This is a genomic window from Klebsiella indica, from assembly GCF_005860775.1.
Taxonomy (GTDB): Bacteria; Pseudomonadota; Gammaproteobacteria; order Enterobacterales; family Enterobacteriaceae; genus Klebsiella; species Klebsiella indica.
Window position 1 is genome coordinate 124410 of the sequence record NZ_VCHQ01000031.1, and the last position, 18608, is coordinate 143017.

The following is an 18608-nucleotide window of genomic DNA, read 5'->3' on the forward strand; positions in this document are numbered from 1 at the left end:
GAGATGTTATATGAAAAATAGAATTGTCCATATTTATACCCATACCCACTGGGATCAGGAATGGTATTTTACATCATCACGCTCACGCATTTACCTTTTTAATCACATTAAAAATGTAATACGGATACTTGAGAGCAACAATGATTTCCCGTGCTACCTTCTGGATGCGCAAAGTGCGTTAATTGACAGCTATCTCCAGTGGGCTCCGGAAGATAAAGAGGTATTGTTCAAACTTATTGCCGAAAAACGGTTGCTTACCGGGCCATGGTATACGCAGACAGATCAGTTGGTTATTCATCAAGAGTCTGTTGTGCGTAATCTCTGGTACGGAATGCAGGTGGCGACAGACGCAGGTCATTGCATGATGGTGGGGTATGTCCCTGACTGTTTTGGCCAGGGCGGCAATATGCCGCAAATATATAAACAGTTCGGCATTCACCATGCGCTTTTCTGGCGCGGTATTGCCGATAATACGCTGCGTGAAACGGAATTTATCTGGCGAGGGGATAATGGCGATCGCCTGTTCGCGGTCCAGATGCCGTGGGGATACCACTATGGCGGATTGCTTGATGAAACGCCTGAAACAATGGCTGAGTTTCTGAATGAAAAAATGTCGTCAATTGAGGCGCGTAGCGTGCGTAAAAATTTGCTTTATCCGCATGGTTTCGATCAGGCTCCGATACGAGAGAATCTCCCGGAACTGGTGGAGCAGTTTAATGCCTGCGATAAAGAGCGCCATTATCAGATAGCTAATCCATTGACTTTTCTTAAGGAACTGGAGAAAGAAGCCGCGGTCGATGCGCGGGAATTGCAGGGCGAATTGACAGAGGGTAAACACTCACGGGTACATAAAACCATATTCTCATGTCGTGCAGACCTGAAGCTGCTCAACAATGAGATTGAGGCATTGCTGGTTAACACGCTTGAACCGGTGCTGGCGATTAGCCGCAGCCTTGGCCTGCCGTATCCATCCCATATCATTGCCGATATCTGGAAGCTGATGTTTTACAATGCTGCCCATGACAGTATTGGCGGCTGCAATAGCGATGATACGAATCAGGATATCTACTTTCGCTATAAACAAGCCCGCGATTTGGCTGTGAATTTACTGGAATTGCATACCAGGTTGATTGCTATACGCACGCCGCGTGAGCACGATTATACGTTTTCGGTATTTAATCCACAGACTCATGTTGCCGCACCTTTGGTGACTTTTGATGCCTGGCTTCCGGGTATTCCGTTTACTTTGCGCGATGCAGCAGGTAGGGCGCTGCCTTATTTTATTGAGGAACGGACAGAGCTGACTCAATATGTGTTGAATCAAACGATACGCCTTAATCCAGGTAAGCCGTACCATAAGCCGGAAAAAGTTTTTCGTAGCAAAATCACGGTGAAGAGCAGTGATTTACCGGCGCTCGGCTATACCCGCTGGATCCTGGATTTTTCAGCCGATGGCGCCAGCCGGACGACGTCTGACGGTGGACAGGTTATCGAAAACAGAGCATATCGGATCGATGTTGAAGAAAATGGCCTGTTAACCATTACACATAAAGCCAGCGGTAAGCGCTATGAGCGTCAGATGTTACTGGTGGAGAACGGCGACGATGGCGACTCTTATAATTATTCTCCGCCGCGTGGTGATTTGGTTGTTACTTCAGAGGGGGGCCTGACCGCCGTCAGCCGCACAAGCAATGACCTGACTCAGTCTCTGAACTTAGAGTATGTTTTACACGTTCCAGGTGATCTTGCCAGACGTGCGCAGGGCGTGAGGGATTGCGCAATGAAGGTAGCTGTACGCGTCATGCTTCAGCACGATGATATGATTCGCTTTGCGATTGATGTGGATAATCAGGTGCTCAGCCATCGCCTGTGCGTCCACTTTGCTACCGATATTCTTGCCAATGTTTCTTATGCCGATCAATTATTTGGAGTTGTGGCTCGCCCGGTGCAGTTGAGCAATGCGCTACAAGTATGGGAAGCGGAAAACTGGCATGAAAAACCGATATCTATTGAGCCGATGCAAAGCTACGTTAATTTGCATGACGACAATCATGGATTCACATTGCATACCAATGGCGTGCGGGAATATGAAATCGTTGGCGATAGCTTTGACACGATTTCCGTGACCCTTTTCCGCTCGTTCGGCTTTATGGGCAAAGAAAATCTGCTCTACCGTCCGGGACGTGCTTCGGGTGAGTCGGTCGTGGCCACTCCGGATGCACAAATTCTGGGTATGTTGTCCTTTACCTTTGGCTGGCGTATTTTCAGCGGCGTATTTGATGCGGCGCAGCATGCGCGAGTCTCGAAAGCGTTATTGACCTCATTTCCTGTTTATCAGGACAGCGACTTTCTGAATGGTCGTCTGCGCTTCTGCCTGAGCGATGAAGCGAGATCTTATCCGCAGGAATACAGTTTGCTGGAGTTGCCTGATGGTCCGAATGATGCGCAAGTCAGCGTTGTGAAGTGCGCGGAGCAAGGTGATGGGCTGGTTATACGCTTCTACAACCCTAATCTGGAAACTGCTGTGACAATCCCGACGCTGGAAGGGTCATACAACGTTATGCTGGATGAGAAAACGCCCGCCGGGGAAAGGGTAACGCTTAAGCCAAATGACCTGCAGACTGTCTACGTAGAAATCGAATAAAGAGAGAAAGATGAGACTGTTTACCAATAAGCGGATCAGGGATATTTTCAACCATATAGCGCAGGAAAGCGCGACGCAAACCGAGCTTGCGAAGGAGATGAATGTATCCACTCGTACGATTCGTAATGATCTGAAAGAGCTCAGCGATGTCATCATTGGCTCCGGTAACAGTCTCATTTACGACAGAAAACGCGGTTATTCCATTAAGATAGATAATCCGGCGGGGCACAGAGTGCTTATTGAGCAGTCGCAGCGGCCGTGGAAGGAGACGCGTTCTACGTCTGAGCGGAGGCGGGCTTTGTTGGCCGCGTTTATGCGGCAGGATGTGGAAATCTCTCTGGAAGAGCTGGAATCGCTGTGGTTTATCAGCATCTACACGCTGAGAAACGATATTAACTTACTGAAGCGCCACTTTGCTCTTTATGAACTGGATATTCATGCTGAAGGAACTGACAAATATCGACTTTCGGGAAGTGAAATCGCTTTGCGCCGCTGCATGTATGATCATCTGCTGCGTTCAAAAGAAGTAGAAGACGACTATTATTCCCTGTTTTCATCAGATGTGCATATTTCTGATATCAAAAAGATATTAAGCCAGTATTTAGTTCAGTACGGTCTGGTAATGAGCGATGTGAATATGCGCTTTTTTACTCTGATGTGTGCGATCACCTGCGAACGTATACGCGGTGAATGCTGGTTACTTGAGTATGAATTTACAAATGCCGATCCTGATATTAAAGCGTTCGCAGGCGAAATTTTTGCACGGCTACTGACGGGGACGGCAACGAATGTTCCGCAAAGTGAAATAGATTATCTGGCCATGAATCTGGCGGCATTTTGCTCAACTCAGCGCGAAGGGGCCTTACCGCCCGGGGAGGCATATATTGCCGAACAGGCGGTTATGAACCACTTTCTCAGTTATGTCAGCACCTCGTGGTTCTGTGATGTGAATTACGATGAATTGGCGCGCAAGAATCTGCTTAATCATATTAAATCCATGCGTATTCGGGTTAATAATGGCATAACAATTATTAATCCACTGATTGAACAGATTAAACGTCATTATCCATTAATGTATGAAATGACCCTTGCGGCATTTAGCGAACTGGCGCATTTTTTTACCGGAGAAATAAGCGACGATGAAATTGGTTATCTGGTCATGCACATTGGCGCGATTCTGGAGGAAACTCATCTGAAGGATGAGAGCAAGACGGTTACCGCGTTGGTTGTGAGCGATCAGGGCAGCGCTTCTACCCGAATCGTATGCCAGAAAATTGTGCGCATGTACCCGAATATTTCGATCACCAAATGTATCTCGGTTGAACAATACAAGATGATGGCATACGTTGAGGAGAGTCTGGTCATCAGCCTGGTAGAGATTGAAGAGAAAAATCGCCGGGTCATCAATTTGCCGCCGCTGCCGGAACGATGGCAACTGGAGAATATGAAATACTTTCTTAGCGCAGATAATGCGCAGCCAGAAGCGATGGTGAACTATTTCTCTGCGGAACACTTTTTTGTATTTGATAGTCAGACTCATACAAAAGAATCGCTAATCAACTTCCTCTCATCACAGCTACAGTTACAAGGTAGAGTGGATGAAAAATATTATAGATCAGTTCTTGAACGTGAAGGGCGGGCATCGACCTTACTGGACGATAAAATAGCTATTCCCCATCCTTTAGGTTTAGTCGCATTAAGTACGATGGTTACCGTTGCTATTTTCCCTGAAGGTATCGAATGGGAGCCTGGTAAATTAATAAAACTGGTCTTTATGCTGGCAATTAGTGAAGACGCATTTATTGATAGCATGCTTATCTATGACTATTTAACGAATATTCTGGATGATGATGTGATTGATAGCCTGAGCCAGTGTAATAACTACGCCGAATTTATTTCTTTTTCAAAAAATTACTTCTTATAAAAATATTTAAGCCGCATCTTAATGGTGCGCTTAATAATGTGCTGCTCTTTATCTAAAAATAACAAAGGGGTTAATGATGAAATATAGATATTATCTCTGTGCCTTATTTGCGATCTCCGCGCCAGCAATATCGGCGATGACATTCGATACACCGCAAGGAAGTCTGAAGCTTTATGGCGACGTCGAGTTTAATACCGATGGTGCCAGCCGAACCGGACAATTAACCTCGCTTAAAACCAGTGCAGGTAAAGACTGGAAAGCTGGCGATGCTGAGCGTTGGGATGTTAATGGTCGTATTTTAATTGGCCTTGATGGCTATCGGACCTCCGGTAATAATCAGTTTGCCGGTTTTTCCGTGCAGCCTCTTGCGGATCTCTCTGGTTCTATGAATCTGGATGACGCCGCTTTTTTCTTCGGTCAGGAAGATAACTGGAAAATCAAGATTGGACGATATGAAGCCTATGATATGTTCCCCCTTAACCAGGATACTTATATTGAGTACTCCGGGAATACGGCTAACGACCTGTATGACGATGGCTATGGCTATATCTACATGATGAAAGAAGGGCGCGGGCGTAGCTCCGGTGGCGCTATCCAGTTGAGTAAAATAAGCGGGCCTTTCTATTTTGAACTTAACACTACGGCGCGTGATGGTACCGGTTTGTTCCAGGACAGCAACTATCATGGCAATAGTCTGGAAAACAAAAAAAATGTTATTTATATGCGCCCGGTGATTTCTCTTAACCTTAATGAGATTACCGCTGCTATCGCCATGGAAAGTAACGTGGTGAATAATGCCTACGGCTATACGGACAGCAACGGGAAATTTAACAACCAGTCCAGGCGTAATGGCTATGGGGCAACAGTGAGCTGGAATGGGCAGAAAAACAATCCTGAGAATGGTATGATCATCAATATGAGTACGGCATATATGGATGCGACGGGAGAAAAAGATTTAAGCGCTGGAATTAACGCCCTATGGCGTGATTTTGAACTTGGCTACATCTATGCAAAAAATGACATTAAAGAGTTTAATGTTAGTAATATGGACGTTACAAATGCCAGTGACGTTATTATAGGAAAGTATGACATCAACACTGTGCATTCGTCATATCGTATTCGTAATGTGATGGATATGGACAATTTTGATATTTACCTGGGAGCCTATTGGTCACGTATCAGTACTAACAATACTCATGATGATCAAGATCGTTATGGCGCACGTGTAAGATTTAAATATCACTTCTAATTTTTTTTATTGAATCGGCTTGCTGCATGTTATTTGTAAGGGCACTTTTTTTGGCTTTAATTTAATCTATTGCATCAGGCCGGTTCGTTTATCTCCAAAAGATACAAGGAGACCATATGCTTTACCTTGGAATAGATATTGGCGGTAGTAAAATAGCCGCAGTGGTAATGGATGCCACAGGGCATGAAGTAGCTCGTTATCGCACGTCCACAACTAAAGATACTTATGAGATGTTTATTGCCGGGCTTATGGCATTTATTGTTGACATCAGAAATAAGGTCGACTCTGATATGGCTACAGGTATTGCCCTACCCGGCAGTATTTCACCCGTCAGCGGCAGAATTAAAAACTCAAATATTCTGGTGCTAAATGGTCAGAATTTAAAATCTGATCTGGCCGATAGACTTGGCGCTCCGGTCATTATCGCTAATGATGCTAACTGCTTTGCACTTTCGGAAGCCTGTGACGGTGCCGGGCAGGGGTATGGAGTGGTGTTTGGTTTAACATTAGGGACTGGGTGCGGAGGCGGTATTGCGATTCATCAGCAGTTATTTCCCGGCGCATGGGGGAATGCGGCCGAATGTGGGCATATTGCGCTTCCGGGTTATCGCCCTGTGGATGATGGTCCTGACGTCATTTGCTACTGCGGAAAACGCAATTGTAGCGAATCTTTTGTTTCTGGCTCCGGTCTTGCTGAGCGCTATTATCAGCTTTGCGCAAAGCGCTGTAGCGCGCCAGAGATTCTACAGCGAGTCAAAAAAGGGGAGTCTCAGGCGCAAGAACAGATTCAACGCTTTCGCTACCAACTGGCGCGTTTGCTGGCGACAGTGGTCAACATTATTGATCCACATATTATTGTACTTGGCGGCGGTTTATCGAATGAACCGCTGCTGATTGATGCTATTGACAAGGAGGTAGCCCCGCTGGTTTTCACTGATATGTTTCAGACGCCGATTGTAAAGGCCCGGCATGGCGATAGCAGTGGCATGCGCGGTGCGGCCTGGCTTGCCGTACGGCAGAATGAAAATAAAAACGCCCCCTGTTGCTGATGCACCAAGGGGTGGGGATTATCGTCGTTCATCAGTCGTCCCATTTGTGGCTTAGATAGGCGGCCACAAATCCAAAGAACAGAATGGTTCCCAGAAGGGCCATAAAGACATGCATATTTCCCGGCATCATTAACCTCCATTAGTTTTGCTATGCGCTACGGTATCCTTATTGAACAGACTTACGGTTGTTGGTGAGATTATAATCAGGTCAATCTAAACAAAGGGTTAACCCGTTGTCGGATTTTGCCATTCGTCGCCAGCGGGTAGCTTGCGTTTATTCTCTGCCATCACGCTTTTCCGATACTGCAACGGGCTGAGGGAAAATTGTTGACGAAAGTGATGGCGCAGGGTGCTGGCGCTGGCAAATCCACATAACTCAGCAATCTGTTCAATACTCAGGCGGCTGGAGGACAGATGTTGTGCGGCGCGCTGCAGGCGCTCATCAAGCAGCCAGCGGGCAGGGGTTTTACCGGTGGCGTCTGCGAAACGGCGCAATAAGGTGCGCGGACTCATACCGGCTCTTTCCGCCAGTGAGGCCACGGTGTGGCTGACGGCAAGATTCTGGTGGAGAAAATCGAATAATTGCCCCAGCCGCAGGCTCTCCCGGGCTCTGGCCACCGGTCGCACAACCTGCTGAGCCTGAGCCCCATCACGATGGGGGGAAACCACCAGGCGTCGGGCGACGATATTGGCCGCTTCGGCGCCAAAATCTTCCCGTACCAGATGTAAACACAAATCGATTCCCGCGGCGCTTCCCGCAGAAGTCATCACGCCATCAGCGCCGACGTATAATACATCGTCAATTACATCAATCAGTGGAAATCGCCTGTGCAACTGATCGGTATAGCGCCAGTGGGTTGTTGCCTGACGTCCGTTGAGCAACCCGGCTGCAGCCAGTACGAAAACTCCGGAGCATATAGAAATGATGCGGCAGCCCCGTGCCTGGGCGGCGACTAAGGCTTCACAAAGCGCGGGAGGAACAGGGGAGTCAATCCCGCGCCAGCCGGGCACCACGATGGTATCCGCTTCGCTTAATAGCGCCATATCGCCATCGGCCATCAGACGAATGCCGCCGGTAGCCCGCAGTTCACCGTCATCGACGGCAGCCACAGCAAAGCGATACCAGCGTTCGCCCATTTCCGGGCGAGGCAGACCGAAAATCTCTACCGCAACGCCAAATTCAAAGGTACACAGGCCATCATAGGCAAGGGCAATCACCCGATGACGTGACAACGTCACTGATTGAGTTGTCATGATTTCAGCGTTTTTAGTCATGGTTGCTGGCAGATGTGTCGCAGGCGGAGGATTAACTTATTGGTATCACAGACAAGGAGAAGATGCCATGAGTGTTGTAACCGCTTTTGCCCCCGCCAGTGCCAGTGATGCCGTCGCGTGGTTTCGTCGCCGATTAAGCTTTGAGACGGACTGCGCTGATGTTTATAGCGCGATGCGCGACGGTGAAACCGACTTCGTCCTGCTGCATGTGGTTGGCAGCGAGGAGAGCTTTTCCCGTCGTCATCTCCCTGATGCGCTGCATTTACCGCACCGAGAGATAGATGAAGCCAGAATGGCCCAATGGCCTGCGGAGACGTTGTTTGTCGTCTATTGTGCCGGGCCACACTGCAATGGGGCGGATATTGCGGCCTTGAAACTGGCGCGGTTGGGAAGACGGGTAAAAATCATGCTCGGCGGCTTAACCGGCTGGGACGATGAGGGGTTGCCTTTCGCAAAATGAATTTATTTCATGTCACATGAAATATTCTCGTTTGCCGATGAACCGTTGGCATGACACTATCTGGACATATAGCCATCCAGAAGTCCAAAATTCAAAAATGAACTATCACGGTGGGTAACTAATCCTCCCCGCCGCTAAGGAGACACCATGCAACGCCATCAGCCCCCATTCCGCGCCGATATCGTCGGCAGCTTTTTACGCCCGGATGCCATTAAACAGGCGCGTCAGCAGCTGGCCGCGGGTGCCATTGACGCTCAGCAGTTGCGGCAGATAGAAAATGAGGCGATTCGTCATCTGGTGCAGCAACAGTGTGAGTGTGGCCTGCATGTGGTCACTGATGGTGAGTTCCGCCGTGCGTGGTGGCACTTTGATTTCTTTGACGGTTTACAGGGCGTCGAGCGCTACGATGCAGAAAAGGGTATCCAGTTTAATGGCGTGCAGACCAAAGCACACGGTATCCGGGTGACGGGTAAACTGGGCTTTGGCGATCATCCGATGCTGGAGGATTTCCGCTATCTGAAAAGCATCAGCGGCAGCGCGCAGCCGAAAATGACCATTCCCAGCCCGAGCGTGCTGCACTTCCGTGGCGGACGTAAAGATATCGATGCGACGGTTTACCCGGATCTCGCCGAATATTTTGCTGACCTGGCCACAACCTGGCGTGATGCGATCCGCGCTTTTTACGATGCTGGCTGCCGTTATCTGCAGCTTGACGATACCGTCTGGGCCTATCTGTGCTCAGATGAACAGCGTCGACAGGTTCGCGAGCGCGGCGAAGACCCGGATGAACTGGCGAAGATTTACGCTGAGGTCCTGAATAAAGCGCTGGAAGGGAAACCGGAGGATCTGACCATCGGTCTGCACGTATGCCGCGGTAACTTCCGTTCGACCTGGATTTCCGAAGGAGGCTACGAGCCGGTAGCGGAAGTGCTGTTCGGTAGCGTCAATATCGATGCCTTCTTCCTTGAATACGATAACGATCGTTCCGGCGACTTTGCCCCGTTGCGCTTTATTCGTCCGGGTCATCAGCAGGTCGTACTGGGATTGATCACCACCAAAAATGGGGAGCTGGAAAATCCGCAAGGCGTAAAAGCCCGCCTGCAGGAAGCCGCGCAGTATGTTCCGCTGGAACAGATCTGCCTCAGCCCGCAGTGCGGTTTTGCCTCCACTGAAGAGGGGAATTCACTGACCGAAGCGCAACAGTGGGATAAAGTTCGTCTGGTTACCGGTATCGCCGCTCAGGTCTGGTAATTCCCTCATAGGGCAGTGTTGCACCATCTTAGGGCAACACTGCTCCTCGCATTTCATCTCTCTTATCCTCCACCGTGTTTTCAGGCTAACTGGCAACCTGGCACCGTTCTTGCCTTATCACTTCTGCTTGGTTGTTAATTCATTTTTTGTCTTTGAACGATTAAGGAGTGATAGAGATGCAGCGTCGCACATTATTAAAAGCTTTTGTTCTCTCCGCCTCAGTTATCAGCATGGGCTTGTCATTTCAGGCTTATGCCGCCGATACCATTAAAGTCGGGATTATGCATTCGCTCTCCGGAACGATGGCGATTTCGGAAACCCCGCTGAAAGATGTCGCCCTGATGGCTATCGACGACATCAACGCCAAAGGCGGCGTGCTGGGTAAAAAACTGGAACCGGTGGTGGTGGACCCGGCATCAAACTGGCCTCTGTTTGCGGAAAAAGCGCGGCAGTTGCTGACCCAGGATAAGGTTGCAGTGGTCTTTGGCTGCTGGACCTCCGTATCGCGTAAATCGGTTCTACCGGTATTCGAAGAGCTGAACGGACTGCTGTTCTACCCGGTACAGTACGAAGGCGAAGAGATGTCGCCAAACGTTTTCTACACCGGCGCCGCGCCAAACCAACAGGCGATCCCGGCGGTGGAATATCTGCTGAGTGAAGATGGCGGCGGGGCGAAACGCTTCTTCCTGCTCGGCACCGACTATGTCTATCCGCGCACCACGAATAAGATTCTCCGCGCCTTCCTGCACGCCAAAGGGATTCAGGATAAAGATATCGAAGAGGTCTATACCCCGTTTGGCTATAGCGACTACCAGACTATCGTTGCCAACATTAAAAAGTTTGCCGCAGGCGGTAAAACGGCGGTGGTCTCAACGATTAACGGTGATTCTAACGTCCCGTTCTATAAAGAGCTGGCCAATCAGGGGCTGAAAGCGACCGATGTGCCGGTGGTGGCATTTTCCGTCGGCGAGGAAGAGCTGCGCGGTATTGATACCAAACCACTGGTAGGTAACCTTGCGGCCTGGAACTACTTCGAATCCCTTGATAACCCCACCAACAAACAATTTGTCGCCGATTACCGCGCCTACGCTAAAGCACATAATCTGCCAAATGCCGATACGGTCGTGACCAATGACCCAATGGAAGCCACCTGGGTTGGTGTGCATATGTGGGCGCAGGCGGTCACCAAAGCCGGCACGACCGATGTGGACAAGGTTCGCGAAGCGATGGCCGGGCAGACCTTTAAAGCGCCGTCGGGCTTCACCCTGACCATGGATGCCACCAATCACCATCTGCACAAGCCGGTCATGATTGGTGAAATCGAGAGCAACGGCCAGTTCAACGTGGTCTGGCAGACCGACGAGCCCGTTCGCGCCCAGCCCTGGAGCCCGTGGATTCCCGGGAACGATAAAAAACCGGATCACCCGGTAAAAAGCACCAGCAACTAAGCATTAAACCCCGGCGCAGCCCGGGGGGAATCATTCTCTGTGGCCCGGGCTTTGCGGGCCACTCTGGAAAGGAGAACGATCATGAACGTGTTACGTCTCATGAGTTTTGCGCTGCTGATAATATTGATACCGTGGCGAGCGCAGGCAGCGGACGCCGATGATTTTGTTGCGGCTAACCGTAGCCAGCAGGCTCGACTGCTTGAGCAGTGGGCCACCGCGCCGCAGGCGCAGCGATTACCGCTGTTGCGGGCGCTTAAAAGTGAAACATTAAAAGCTGATGGCAGCGGCCACGCGTTTAGCCAGCAGGGGGATAACCTGCTGGCGCTGGGCGCATCGGCGACCCCTGACGGGGCGACAAAACCGGTACGCCTGACTAACCGGCTAAGGAATCTGGTGGCCGGCGCGCTGGCGACCCATTTACTTGTTAGTGACAACGTCACGGAAAGAGCGGCAGCGGCGAAAACCCTTCAGCGAGAGGCAACCCCAGAGATGGCGGGACTGCTGCAACAGCGCCTGGCGGTAGAAAGCGATAGCGCGGTGAAGGCGCAACTGGAAATTGCGCTCGCGCGTCTGCAGCTTGCCAGTCCGCAATCCGCGCAGCGGCTGGCGGCGATTGAACTGCTTGGCCACTCCGGCGACCCGGAAACTCAGGCGCTGCTCATGCCCTACAGCGATGCTCAACATGAACCTGACCCGGCGATTCGCGCGGCGGCGCAGGCGAGCCTGAGTAAAATTCAGCACCGTCTGCTGCTGGGCGACCTGCTCGGTCAGGCCTTTATGGGGCTGTCGCTGGGTTCCGTCTTGCTGCTTGCCGCGCTCGGTCTGGCGATCACTTACGGCCTGCTGGGGGTGATCAATATGGCCCACGGCGAGATGCTGATGATTGGCGCCTATAGTTGCTGGCTGGTGCAGCAGGCGCTGGCGCAACTGGCGCCGCAGTGGCTGGCCTTTTATCCACTGATTGCGCTGCCGGTGGCGTTCCTGGTCACCGGCGGGATTGGTATGGTGCTGGAGCGCAGCGTGATTCGACATCTCTACGGACGCCCGCTGGAGACCCTGCTCGCCACCTGGGGCATTAGCCTGATGCTGATCCAACTGGTGCGTATGCTGTTTGGCGCGCAGAACGTTGAAGTGGCCAACCCGGCATGGCTTTCCGGTGGCATTCAGGTTTTACCTAACCTGATTTTGCCGTGGAACCGGCTGGCGGTACTCGCTTTCGTGCTGCTGGTGCTGCTGTTTACCTGGCTGACGCTGAACAAAACCCGGCTGGGGATGAACGTGCGGGCGGTGACGCAAAACCGCGCGATGGCGGCCTGCTGCGGTGTGCCGACCGGGCGGGTGGATATGCTCGCATTTGGTCTCGGTTCGGGGATCGCCGGACTCGGCGGCGTGGCGCTCTCGCAGCTCGGCAACGTCGGGCCGGAACTGGGCCAGGGCTACATTATCGACTCCTTCCTCGTGGTGGTGCTGGGCGGCGTCGGGCAACTGGCCGGTAGCGTGGCGGCAGCGTTTGGCCTCGGGATTTTTAATAAAATTCTTGAACCGCAGATGGGGGCCGTGCTGGGGAAAATCCTGATCCTGGTGCTGATTATCCTGTTTATTCAGAAGCGCCCACAAGGACTGTTTGCTCTCAAAGGGAGGGTTATTGACTGATGAGCCAACCGATTACGTTAACCCTGGTGCGCAAAGCGCCGCGCCCGTTGCAATGGCTCGCGGCTCTGATCCTGCTGGCGTTGCTGAGTATGCCGTTTCTGGCGCTACTGCCGGCGACGCATCCGCTGGCGGTCTCTACCTGGCTGCTGACGCTGACCGGCAAAATTCTCTGCTATGCCATTGTCGCCGTGGCGCTGGATTTGGTCTGGGGCTATGCCGGGATGCTTTCGCTTGGTCATGGGATCTTTTTTGCCCTCGGCGGCTATGCCATGGGCATGTACCTGATGCGTCAGGCCGCGGGCGACGGATTACCGGCTTTTATGTCGTTTCTGTCGTGGAGCGAACTGCCGTGGTTCTGGTGGGGCACGCAGCACTTCGCCTGGGCGATGCTGCTGGTGGTGCTGGTTCCTGGGCTGCTGGCGCTGGTTTTCGGCTGGTTTGCCTTCCGCTCAAAAATTAAAGGCGTCTATTTTTCGATTATGACCCAGGCGCTGACCTATGCCGGGATGCTGCTGTTTTTCCGCAACGAAACCGGTTTTGGCGGCAACAATGGTTTTACCGGTTTTACCACGCTGCTCGGTTTCTCCGTGACCGCCACCAGCACCCGGGCGGCGCTGTTTATGGCGACCGTTCTGCTGCTGTTGCTCACGTTATGGATTGGTTATGTGCTGGCGCAAAGCAAATTTGGCCGGATACTGACGGCGGTGCGCGATGCGGAAAACCGTCTGATGTTCTGCGGCTACGATCCGCGTGGATTTAAGCTGCTGGTGTGGACGCTTTCAGCGGTGTTATGCGGCCTGGCGGGGGCGCTGTACGTGCCGCAGGTCGGGATCATCAATCCCAGCGAAATGTCGCCCACCAATTCGATCGAAGCGGCGATTTGGGTGGCGCTGGGCGGGCGCGGGACCTTAATCGGCCCGGTGCTGGGCGCGGGGCTGGTCAATGGCGCGAAGAGCTATTTTACCGTGGCGATGCCGGAATACTGGCAGCTTTTTCTTGGCCTGATTTTTATTATCGTCACGCTGTTTTTACCACGCGGGGTTATCGGCCTGCTGCGTAAAGGAGATCGGTAATGCAAACGGATGAAGCCATCTTTACCCGTCAGCAGCCGACGGATCGCTTTCGCGAACAGACTGACCCGGTGCTGCAACTGGAGGCGATTAACGTCAACTTTGACGGTTTTCAGGCATTAACTGACCTGTCGCTCCAGATTGGCGTGGGTGAACTGCGCTGCGTAATTGGCCCGAATGGCGCGGGCAAAACCACCCTGATGGATGTGATCACCGGCAAAACCCGGCCGCAGAGCGGCAGAGCGCTGTACGATCAATCGGTGGACTTAACCACCCTTGATCCCATCGCCATCGCTCGCCAGGGCATCGGGCGCAAGTTCCAGAAGCCGACGGTGTTTGAGGCGCTGACGGTGGCGGAAAACCTTGAACTGGCGATGAAGGGCGATAAGTCGGTATGGGCCAGTCTGCGGGCGCGACTGAACAGCGAACAGGCGGACCGAATCAGCGAGACGCTGCGTCTGCTACGTCTGGACGCCGAACGCTATCGACCGGCAGGGATGCTGTCGCACGGGCAAAAACAGTTTCTGGAGATCGGTATGCTGTTGGTACAGGAGCCGCATTTGTTGCTGCTGGATGAACCCGCAGCCGGGATGACCGATGCCGAAACGGAGTATACCGCCGAACTGTTCCGCACCCTTGCCGGGCAGCATTCGCTGATGGTGGTTGAGCACGACATGGGATTTGTTGAAACTATCGCCGACCGGGTGACGGTGCTCCACCAGGGACAGGTGCTGGCGGAAGGGTCGCTACGAGAAGTGCAGGATAACGAACAGGTGATTGAAGTTTATCTCGGACGCTAAGGAGCGAGGATGCTACAGGTTAATCAGCTACATCAATATTATGGTGGCAGCCATATTCTGCGGGGGGTGGATTTTGCTGCCCGTCAGGGCGAGATCACCTGCCTGCTTGGGCGCAACGGGGTGGGGAAAACCACTTTACTGAAGTGCCTGATGGGGCTAATACCTGCGCGTAGCGGCGAAGTGTTGTGGCAGGAGAAAAATATTACCCACCGCAAACCGCATCAGCGCGTACAGTCCGGGATTGCCTATGTTCCCCAGGGGCGCGAGATTTTTCCTCGTCTGACGGTGGAAGAGAACCTGCTGATGGGGTTATCCCGCTTTCCCGCCCGCGATGCGCGTCAGGTGCCGGAAGAGATTTATCAACTGTTTCCGGTATTGAAAACCATGAAGCAGCGGCGCGGAGGCGACCTTTCCGGCGGTCAGCAGCAGCAACTGGCTATCGGTCGCGCGCTGGCCAGCCGCCCGCAGTTGTTGATTCTTGATGAACCGACGGAAGGGATCCAACCCTCGGTGATTAAAGAGATTGGCGAAGTTATCCGCCAGTTGGCGAATCGCGGCGATATGGCGATTTTGCTGGTTGAGCAGTTCTATGATTTTGCCGCCGGGCTGGCGGACCGTTACCTGGTGATGTCCCGGGGCACGATTATCCGGCAGGGGAGCGGCAGCGAGATGGACGCCGACGGTGTACGCGGAATGGTCACCATTTAGCTTTTTTCGTGCAGAAAGCATCCCGGATTGCGCCTGACGCGTTATCCGGGCGATTAAACTTATACTGTGCGCTTTTAAACCGGGCATGGCGCATGCGCCTTGCCCGGGGGGCATACCGCCGCGTGACTCAGCGGATTACTTTCGCAACAGCCGCTGCAACCGCGCCTGACGCCAGTTTTTGATCCATTCGTTAAACACAAACAAGCGTAGCCCCTTCATCGCCAGCAGTGTCCCCCAGATAATCGCCACCCAGGCAGACCACTCGCTCTCCGAATCCGTGAGCCTGTTGAGCACCGCCAACAGTGCGCAGACCACCACTGCCACCATCAGCGAACGATAAAAATGGCTCTCTTGCTCAATACGCGCTTTAGCGTCTTCAATACGTAAATCCAGCGTCTCTTCGTGGCCAACTGGCGAATCGCCGCTAATCTCGGCAACATTTACTTCAAACACTGCGGCAAGCGCGCTGAGCGTCTCCAGCGCGGGACGATCGCCGTTCTCAATTCGCTGGATGGTCCGCACGCTGACGCCAGCTAACTCGGCAAGCTGCTCCTGTGACCAGGCGCGCTGCAGACGGAGTTGTTTAACTTGATTACTGCTGTTCATTGTTTCTATCTCCAGGGGAAAACCTGAGACGGAGTGTTATCGTCCGGGCGGATGAGCGCCACGATCGGAACCCGACAGCAGCACGACAGCAACCTGACAGCCGCACGGCGTCTGGGATCAGGCGCTGGCGGCCGTCTCGTCGCGCCACGGTCGTACGTTCATTCCGCGGAAAATCATCAGCCGTGCGGCAACCATAGACAGCATTAATATCACAAACAGCGACCAGTGCGGTAGATGGGTCAAAATAGCGCCGGTCAGCGTCGGGTTAAACGCCGCGCCAAGCCAGCCCAGCGACTGGGCGGAAAAGTAGCTGGCTTTCATTCCCGCCGGGGCGATGTTATCGATTAGCATATATTCACCGGGTGCGTAGATAACTTCCCCTAAGGTAAAAATTGCGGCGGAGATGCCCCACAACAGCAGGTTATTGTTGGAGATCATAAAACCGCTCAGTCCGAGAACAAAACAGACCGTACCCAACGTCATCAGCCGACAAATATTGTGGGGAGAGAGACGACGACCGACGCTGTACTGTAACCCCACCACAACCGCGGCGTTAACCGGCAGCACCACGGCGACCACTTTTTCGGCAAAATCGCTATCGGCAACGACCAGCAAATACTGGGAAATACAGGAAGCGAAAGCGCCGCCGACAAACGACGCCAGCAGAGCGGAGAGGGTAAACCACAGTAAGGCTCGGTCATGCAGAAGCACCGAAGGCGACCAGTGGGCGCCATTATCCTGCGTCACCACGGCCTTTGCGCGTCGTACAAATAGCTGAATAAACACCAGCGGCAGCGCCGCGCAGCCGGCCGCCAGCCAGAAAGGCAGGTTAATGCTGCGCATCACTAACAGGGTGCCGATCGGCGGACCGATCGTCCAGCCGATATTGATAAAGGTATAGTTAAGAGAGAAAATTCGCGCTTTTTTTTCCGGCGACAAGACATCCGCGAACCAGGCTTTTAGCACCGTAGCGAACACAGAGTAGGCACAGTTAATCAACGCGAAGAAAAATACCACCAGCGCGACGCTGTCGACCAGTGGGATGGCGATAAAACCGCCAATAAACGCCAGCACGGCGAGGGTCATATAGCGCTTTTTGTCGAACTTATCGGCCAGAATGCCAAAACCCATACTGAATAGTACGCCGACGATCAGGGCGACTGACAGCGCATTACCGATCTTATCCACTTCCAGTTGGTACTGACGGGTGAGGTAGATAGTCATAAACGGTAATGTTGCGCCACGACCAATAGTTAACAGCAACGACGAAGCCAGTAGCGCTGCGGTTGAGCGCCTGAGTGTCAGTATCATTTTCCCTTGCCTGATATGATGTTATTTTTGTAATACAGATCACAAATAGCATGGTGGTCTGGACTTGTATAGTGCCGGACAGCATTGATATGGGCACAAATGCCCTACCTGAAATAATGATCTATGCGTCAGGCGAATTATTCGCTACTTTGATTTTGTTCACAAAAATTCCAATAACAACTGAGGCAGGGTATGACGCGTAAAGACGGGCTGTTGGCATTACTGGTTGTGGTGGTATGGGGGCTGAATTTTGTGGTGATTAAGCTGGGTCTGCATAATATGCCGCCGCTGATGCTTGCCGGGCTGCGTTTTTTGCTGGTGGCCTTTCCGGCGTTACTGTTTGTTGCCAGACCAAAAATTCCGTTGCGCCTGTTGCTGGGCTATGGTCTGACGATAAGCTTCGGCCAGTTTGCGTTTCTGTTTTGCGCGATTAGCCTGGGCATGCCTGCCGGGCTGGCATCGCTGGTGTTGCAGGCTCAGGCCTTCTTCACCATTATTCTTGGGGCGTTTGTCTTCGGCGAGCGTCTGCAGGGTAAACAACTGGCGGGGATCGCACTGGCGATTTTTGGCGTGCTGGTGCTGGTGGAAGCCAGCCTCGGCGGCCAGCATGTGCCGCTGGTGGGCTTTATGCTGACCCTGGCGGCGGCGCTAAGCTGGGCCTGCGGTAATATTTTTAACAAGAAAATCATGTCGCATGCGAGCAGGCCGCCGGTGATGTCGCTGGTGGTGTGGAGCGCGCTGATCCCGGTGCTGCCGTTTATGCTGGCGTCGTGGCTCCTTGATGGCTGGCAGGTGATGGTGACCAGTTTACGCCATATCGATCTGTTGACGATCCTGTCGTTGCTCTATCTGGCGTTTATCGCCACCCTCGTCGGCTACGGAATCTGGGGGGCGCTGCTTGGCCGCTATGAGACATGGCGAATTGCGCCGCTGTCGCTGTTGGTCCCGGTTGTCGGGATGGCCAGCGCCGCGTTACTGCTCGGCGAGACGCTAAACGGCGTGCAACTGCTGGGCGCGGTGCTGATCATGGCCGGACTGTATATTAACGTGTTTGGTCTGCGGATCGTGCGTCCGGGACTGGCACGGGGATAAAACGTCTATCCCATTTTACCGCGCAATGCGAACGATTGAGGCGACTGGATCCTGTGATTCAGTCGCCG

16 protein-coding genes are annotated in these 18608 nt (G+C 52.7%); 12 read left to right on the top strand and 4 right to left on the bottom strand.

What is annotated here, in order from left to right:
* Positions 1-10 precede the first annotated feature (10 nt).
* From mngB to FE839_RS21280, 4 genes are all read left to right on the top strand, one after another.
* Positions 11-2644 (top strand): mannosylglycerate hydrolase, encoded by a 2634-nt coding sequence (gene mngB, locus FE839_RS21265; protein ID WP_138362749.1) that lies wholly within the window; start codon positions 11-13, stop codon positions 2642-2644.
* Between the two features lie 10 nt (positions 2645-2654).
* Entirely contained in the window at positions 2655-4568 is a 1914-nt protein-coding gene (locus tag FE839_RS21270; RefSeq protein ID WP_138362750.1) for a BglG family transcription antiterminator, read from the top strand.
* Positions 4569-4644: 76 nt separating this feature from the next.
* Positions 4645-5817 carry a carbohydrate porin gene (locus tag FE839_RS21275; protein ID WP_138362804.1) on the top strand — a complete coding sequence of 391 codons (1173 nt, stop codon included), beginning with the start codon at positions 4645-4647 and terminating at the stop codon, positions 5815-5817.
* Between the two features lie 116 nt (positions 5818-5933).
* On the top strand, positions 5934-6866 hold the full coding sequence (locus tag FE839_RS21280; RefSeq protein WP_138362751.1) for an ROK family protein: 933 nt from the start codon (positions 5934-5936) through the stop codon (positions 6864-6866).
* Positions 6867-6897: 31 nt separating this feature from the next.
* Here the strand turns inward: FE839_RS21280 and mgtS are convergent, their stop codons facing one another.
* Together mgtS and ftrA are read right to left on the bottom strand one after the other, a co-directional pair.
* Positions 6898-6996 carry a protein MgtS gene (gene mgtS / locus FE839_RS21285; protein WP_421808867.1) on the bottom strand — a complete coding sequence of 33 codons (99 nt, stop codon included), beginning with the start codon at positions 6994-6996 and terminating at the stop codon, positions 6898-6900.
* A gap of 95 nt (positions 6997-7091) precedes the next feature.
* Complete coding sequence (gene ftrA, locus FE839_RS21290; protein ID WP_138362752.1) at positions 7092-8141, bottom strand: transcriptional regulator FtrA; 1050 nt, start codon at positions 8139-8141, stop codon at positions 7092-7094.
* Positions 8142-8208: 67 nt separating this feature from the next.
* On the opposite strand from ftrA, the gene FE839_RS21295 reads away from it, so the two are divergent.
* The 7 genes from FE839_RS21295 (at position 8209) to urtE (ending at position 15531) form a co-directional block, all read left to right on the top strand.
* Positions 8209-8601 (top strand): rhodanese-like domain-containing protein, encoded by a 393-nt coding sequence (locus tag FE839_RS21295; RefSeq protein WP_138362753.1) that lies wholly within the window; start codon positions 8209-8211, stop codon positions 8599-8601.
* 147 nt (positions 8602-8748) lie between these two features.
* Positions 8749-9852 (top strand): cobalamin-independent methionine synthase II family protein, encoded by a 1104-nt coding sequence (locus tag FE839_RS21300; protein ID WP_138362754.1) that lies wholly within the window; start codon positions 8749-8751, stop codon positions 9850-9852.
* Positions 9853-10028: 176 nt separating this feature from the next.
* Complete coding sequence (gene urtA / locus FE839_RS21305) at positions 10029-11300, top strand: urea ABC transporter substrate-binding protein (RefSeq protein WP_138362755.1); 1272 nt, start codon at positions 10029-10031, stop codon at positions 11298-11300.
* An 81-nt stretch (positions 11301-11381) separates the two neighbouring features.
* Positions 11382-12953, top strand: coding sequence for an urea ABC transporter permease subunit UrtB (gene urtB / locus FE839_RS21310; RefSeq protein WP_138362756.1), 1572 nt, complete (start codon positions 11382-11384; stop codon positions 12951-12953).
* The gene (gene urtC, locus FE839_RS21315) at positions 12953-14026 is read left to right on the top strand and encodes an urea ABC transporter permease subunit UrtC (RefSeq protein ID WP_138362757.1); all 1074 of its coding nucleotides are present in this window, start codon (positions 12953-12955) and stop codon (positions 14024-14026) included. Before urtB ends, urtC begins: the two co-directional genes overlap by 1 nt.
* Positions 14026-14823: an urea ABC transporter ATP-binding protein UrtD gene (gene urtD, locus FE839_RS21320; protein WP_138362758.1), complete on the top strand. Its 798-nt coding sequence runs from the start codon at positions 14026-14028 to the stop codon at positions 14821-14823. Before urtC ends, urtD begins: the two co-directional genes overlap by 1 nt.
* A gap of 9 nt (positions 14824-14832) precedes the next feature.
* On the top strand, positions 14833-15531 hold the full coding sequence (gene urtE / locus FE839_RS21325; RefSeq protein ID WP_138362759.1) for an urea ABC transporter ATP-binding subunit UrtE: 699 nt from the start codon (positions 14833-14835) through the stop codon (positions 15529-15531).
* A 135-nt stretch (positions 15532-15666) separates the two neighbouring features.
* Here urtE and FE839_RS21330 read toward each other — a convergent pair whose 3' ends face one another.
* On the bottom strand, positions 15667-16137 hold the full coding sequence (locus FE839_RS21330; protein WP_138362760.1) for a helix-turn-helix domain-containing protein: 471 nt from the start codon (positions 16135-16137) through the stop codon (positions 15667-15669).
* Between the two features lie 117 nt (positions 16138-16254).
* Complete coding sequence (gene ydeE / locus FE839_RS21335; RefSeq protein ID WP_138362761.1) at positions 16255-17448, bottom strand: efflux MFS transporter YdeE; 1194 nt, start codon at positions 17446-17448, stop codon at positions 16255-16257.
* 192 nt (positions 17449-17640) lie between these two features.
* Between ydeE and eamA the strand changes: the two genes are divergently transcribed.
* Positions 17641-18540, top strand: a complete 900-nt coding sequence (gene eamA / locus FE839_RS21340) for an O-acetylserine/cysteine exporter (RefSeq protein ID WP_138362762.1) — start codon at positions 17641-17643, stop codon at positions 18538-18540.
* Positions 18541-18608: the final 68 nt, after the last annotated feature.

What these genes read in the sequence shown, in the direction of transcription:
- mngB (WP_138362749.1), top strand. Translation starts at nt 11, where the DNA reads ATGAAAAATAGAATTGTCCATATTTATACCCATACCCACTGGGATCAG.
- FE839_RS21270 (WP_138362750.1), top strand. Translation starts at nt 2,655, where the DNA reads ATGAGACTGTTTACCAATAAGCGGATCAGGGATATTTTCAACCATATA.
- FE839_RS21275 (WP_138362804.1), top strand. Translation starts at nt 4,645, where the DNA reads ATGAAATATAGATATTATCTCTGTGCCTTATTTGCGATCTCCGCGCCA.
- FE839_RS21280 (WP_138362751.1), top strand. Translation starts at nt 5,934, where the DNA reads ATGCTTTACCTTGGAATAGATATTGGCGGTAGTAAAATAGCCGCAGTG.
- mgtS (WP_421808867.1), bottom strand. Translation starts at nt 6,996, where the DNA reads ATGATGCCGGGAAATATGCATGTCTTTATGGCCCTTCTGGGAACCATT.
- ftrA (WP_138362752.1), bottom strand. Translation starts at nt 8,141, where the DNA reads ATGACTAAAAACGCTGAAATCATGACAACTCAATCAGTGACGTTGTCA.
- FE839_RS21295 (WP_138362753.1), top strand. Translation starts at nt 8,209, where the DNA reads ATGAGTGTTGTAACCGCTTTTGCCCCCGCCAGTGCCAGTGATGCCGTC.
- FE839_RS21300 (WP_138362754.1), top strand. Translation starts at nt 8,749, where the DNA reads ATGCAACGCCATCAGCCCCCATTCCGCGCCGATATCGTCGGCAGCTTT.
- urtA (WP_138362755.1), top strand. Translation starts at nt 10,029, where the DNA reads ATGCAGCGTCGCACATTATTAAAAGCTTTTGTTCTCTCCGCCTCAGTT.
- urtB (WP_138362756.1), top strand. Translation starts at nt 11,382, where the DNA reads ATGAACGTGTTACGTCTCATGAGTTTTGCGCTGCTGATAATATTGATA.
- urtC (WP_138362757.1), top strand. Translation starts at nt 12,953, where the DNA reads ATGAGCCAACCGATTACGTTAACCCTGGTGCGCAAAGCGCCGCGCCCG.
- urtD (WP_138362758.1), top strand. Translation starts at nt 14,026, where the DNA reads ATGCAAACGGATGAAGCCATCTTTACCCGTCAGCAGCCGACGGATCGC.
- urtE (WP_138362759.1), top strand. Translation starts at nt 14,833, where the DNA reads ATGCTACAGGTTAATCAGCTACATCAATATTATGGTGGCAGCCATATT.
- FE839_RS21330 (WP_138362760.1), bottom strand. Translation starts at nt 16,137, where the DNA reads ATGAACAGCAGTAATCAAGTTAAACAACTCCGTCTGCAGCGCGCCTGG.
- ydeE (WP_138362761.1), bottom strand. Translation starts at nt 17,448, where the DNA reads ATGATACTGACACTCAGGCGCTCAACCGCAGCGCTACTGGCTTCGTCG.
- eamA (WP_138362762.1), top strand. Translation starts at nt 17,641, where the DNA reads ATGACGCGTAAAGACGGGCTGTTGGCATTACTGGTTGTGGTGGTATGG.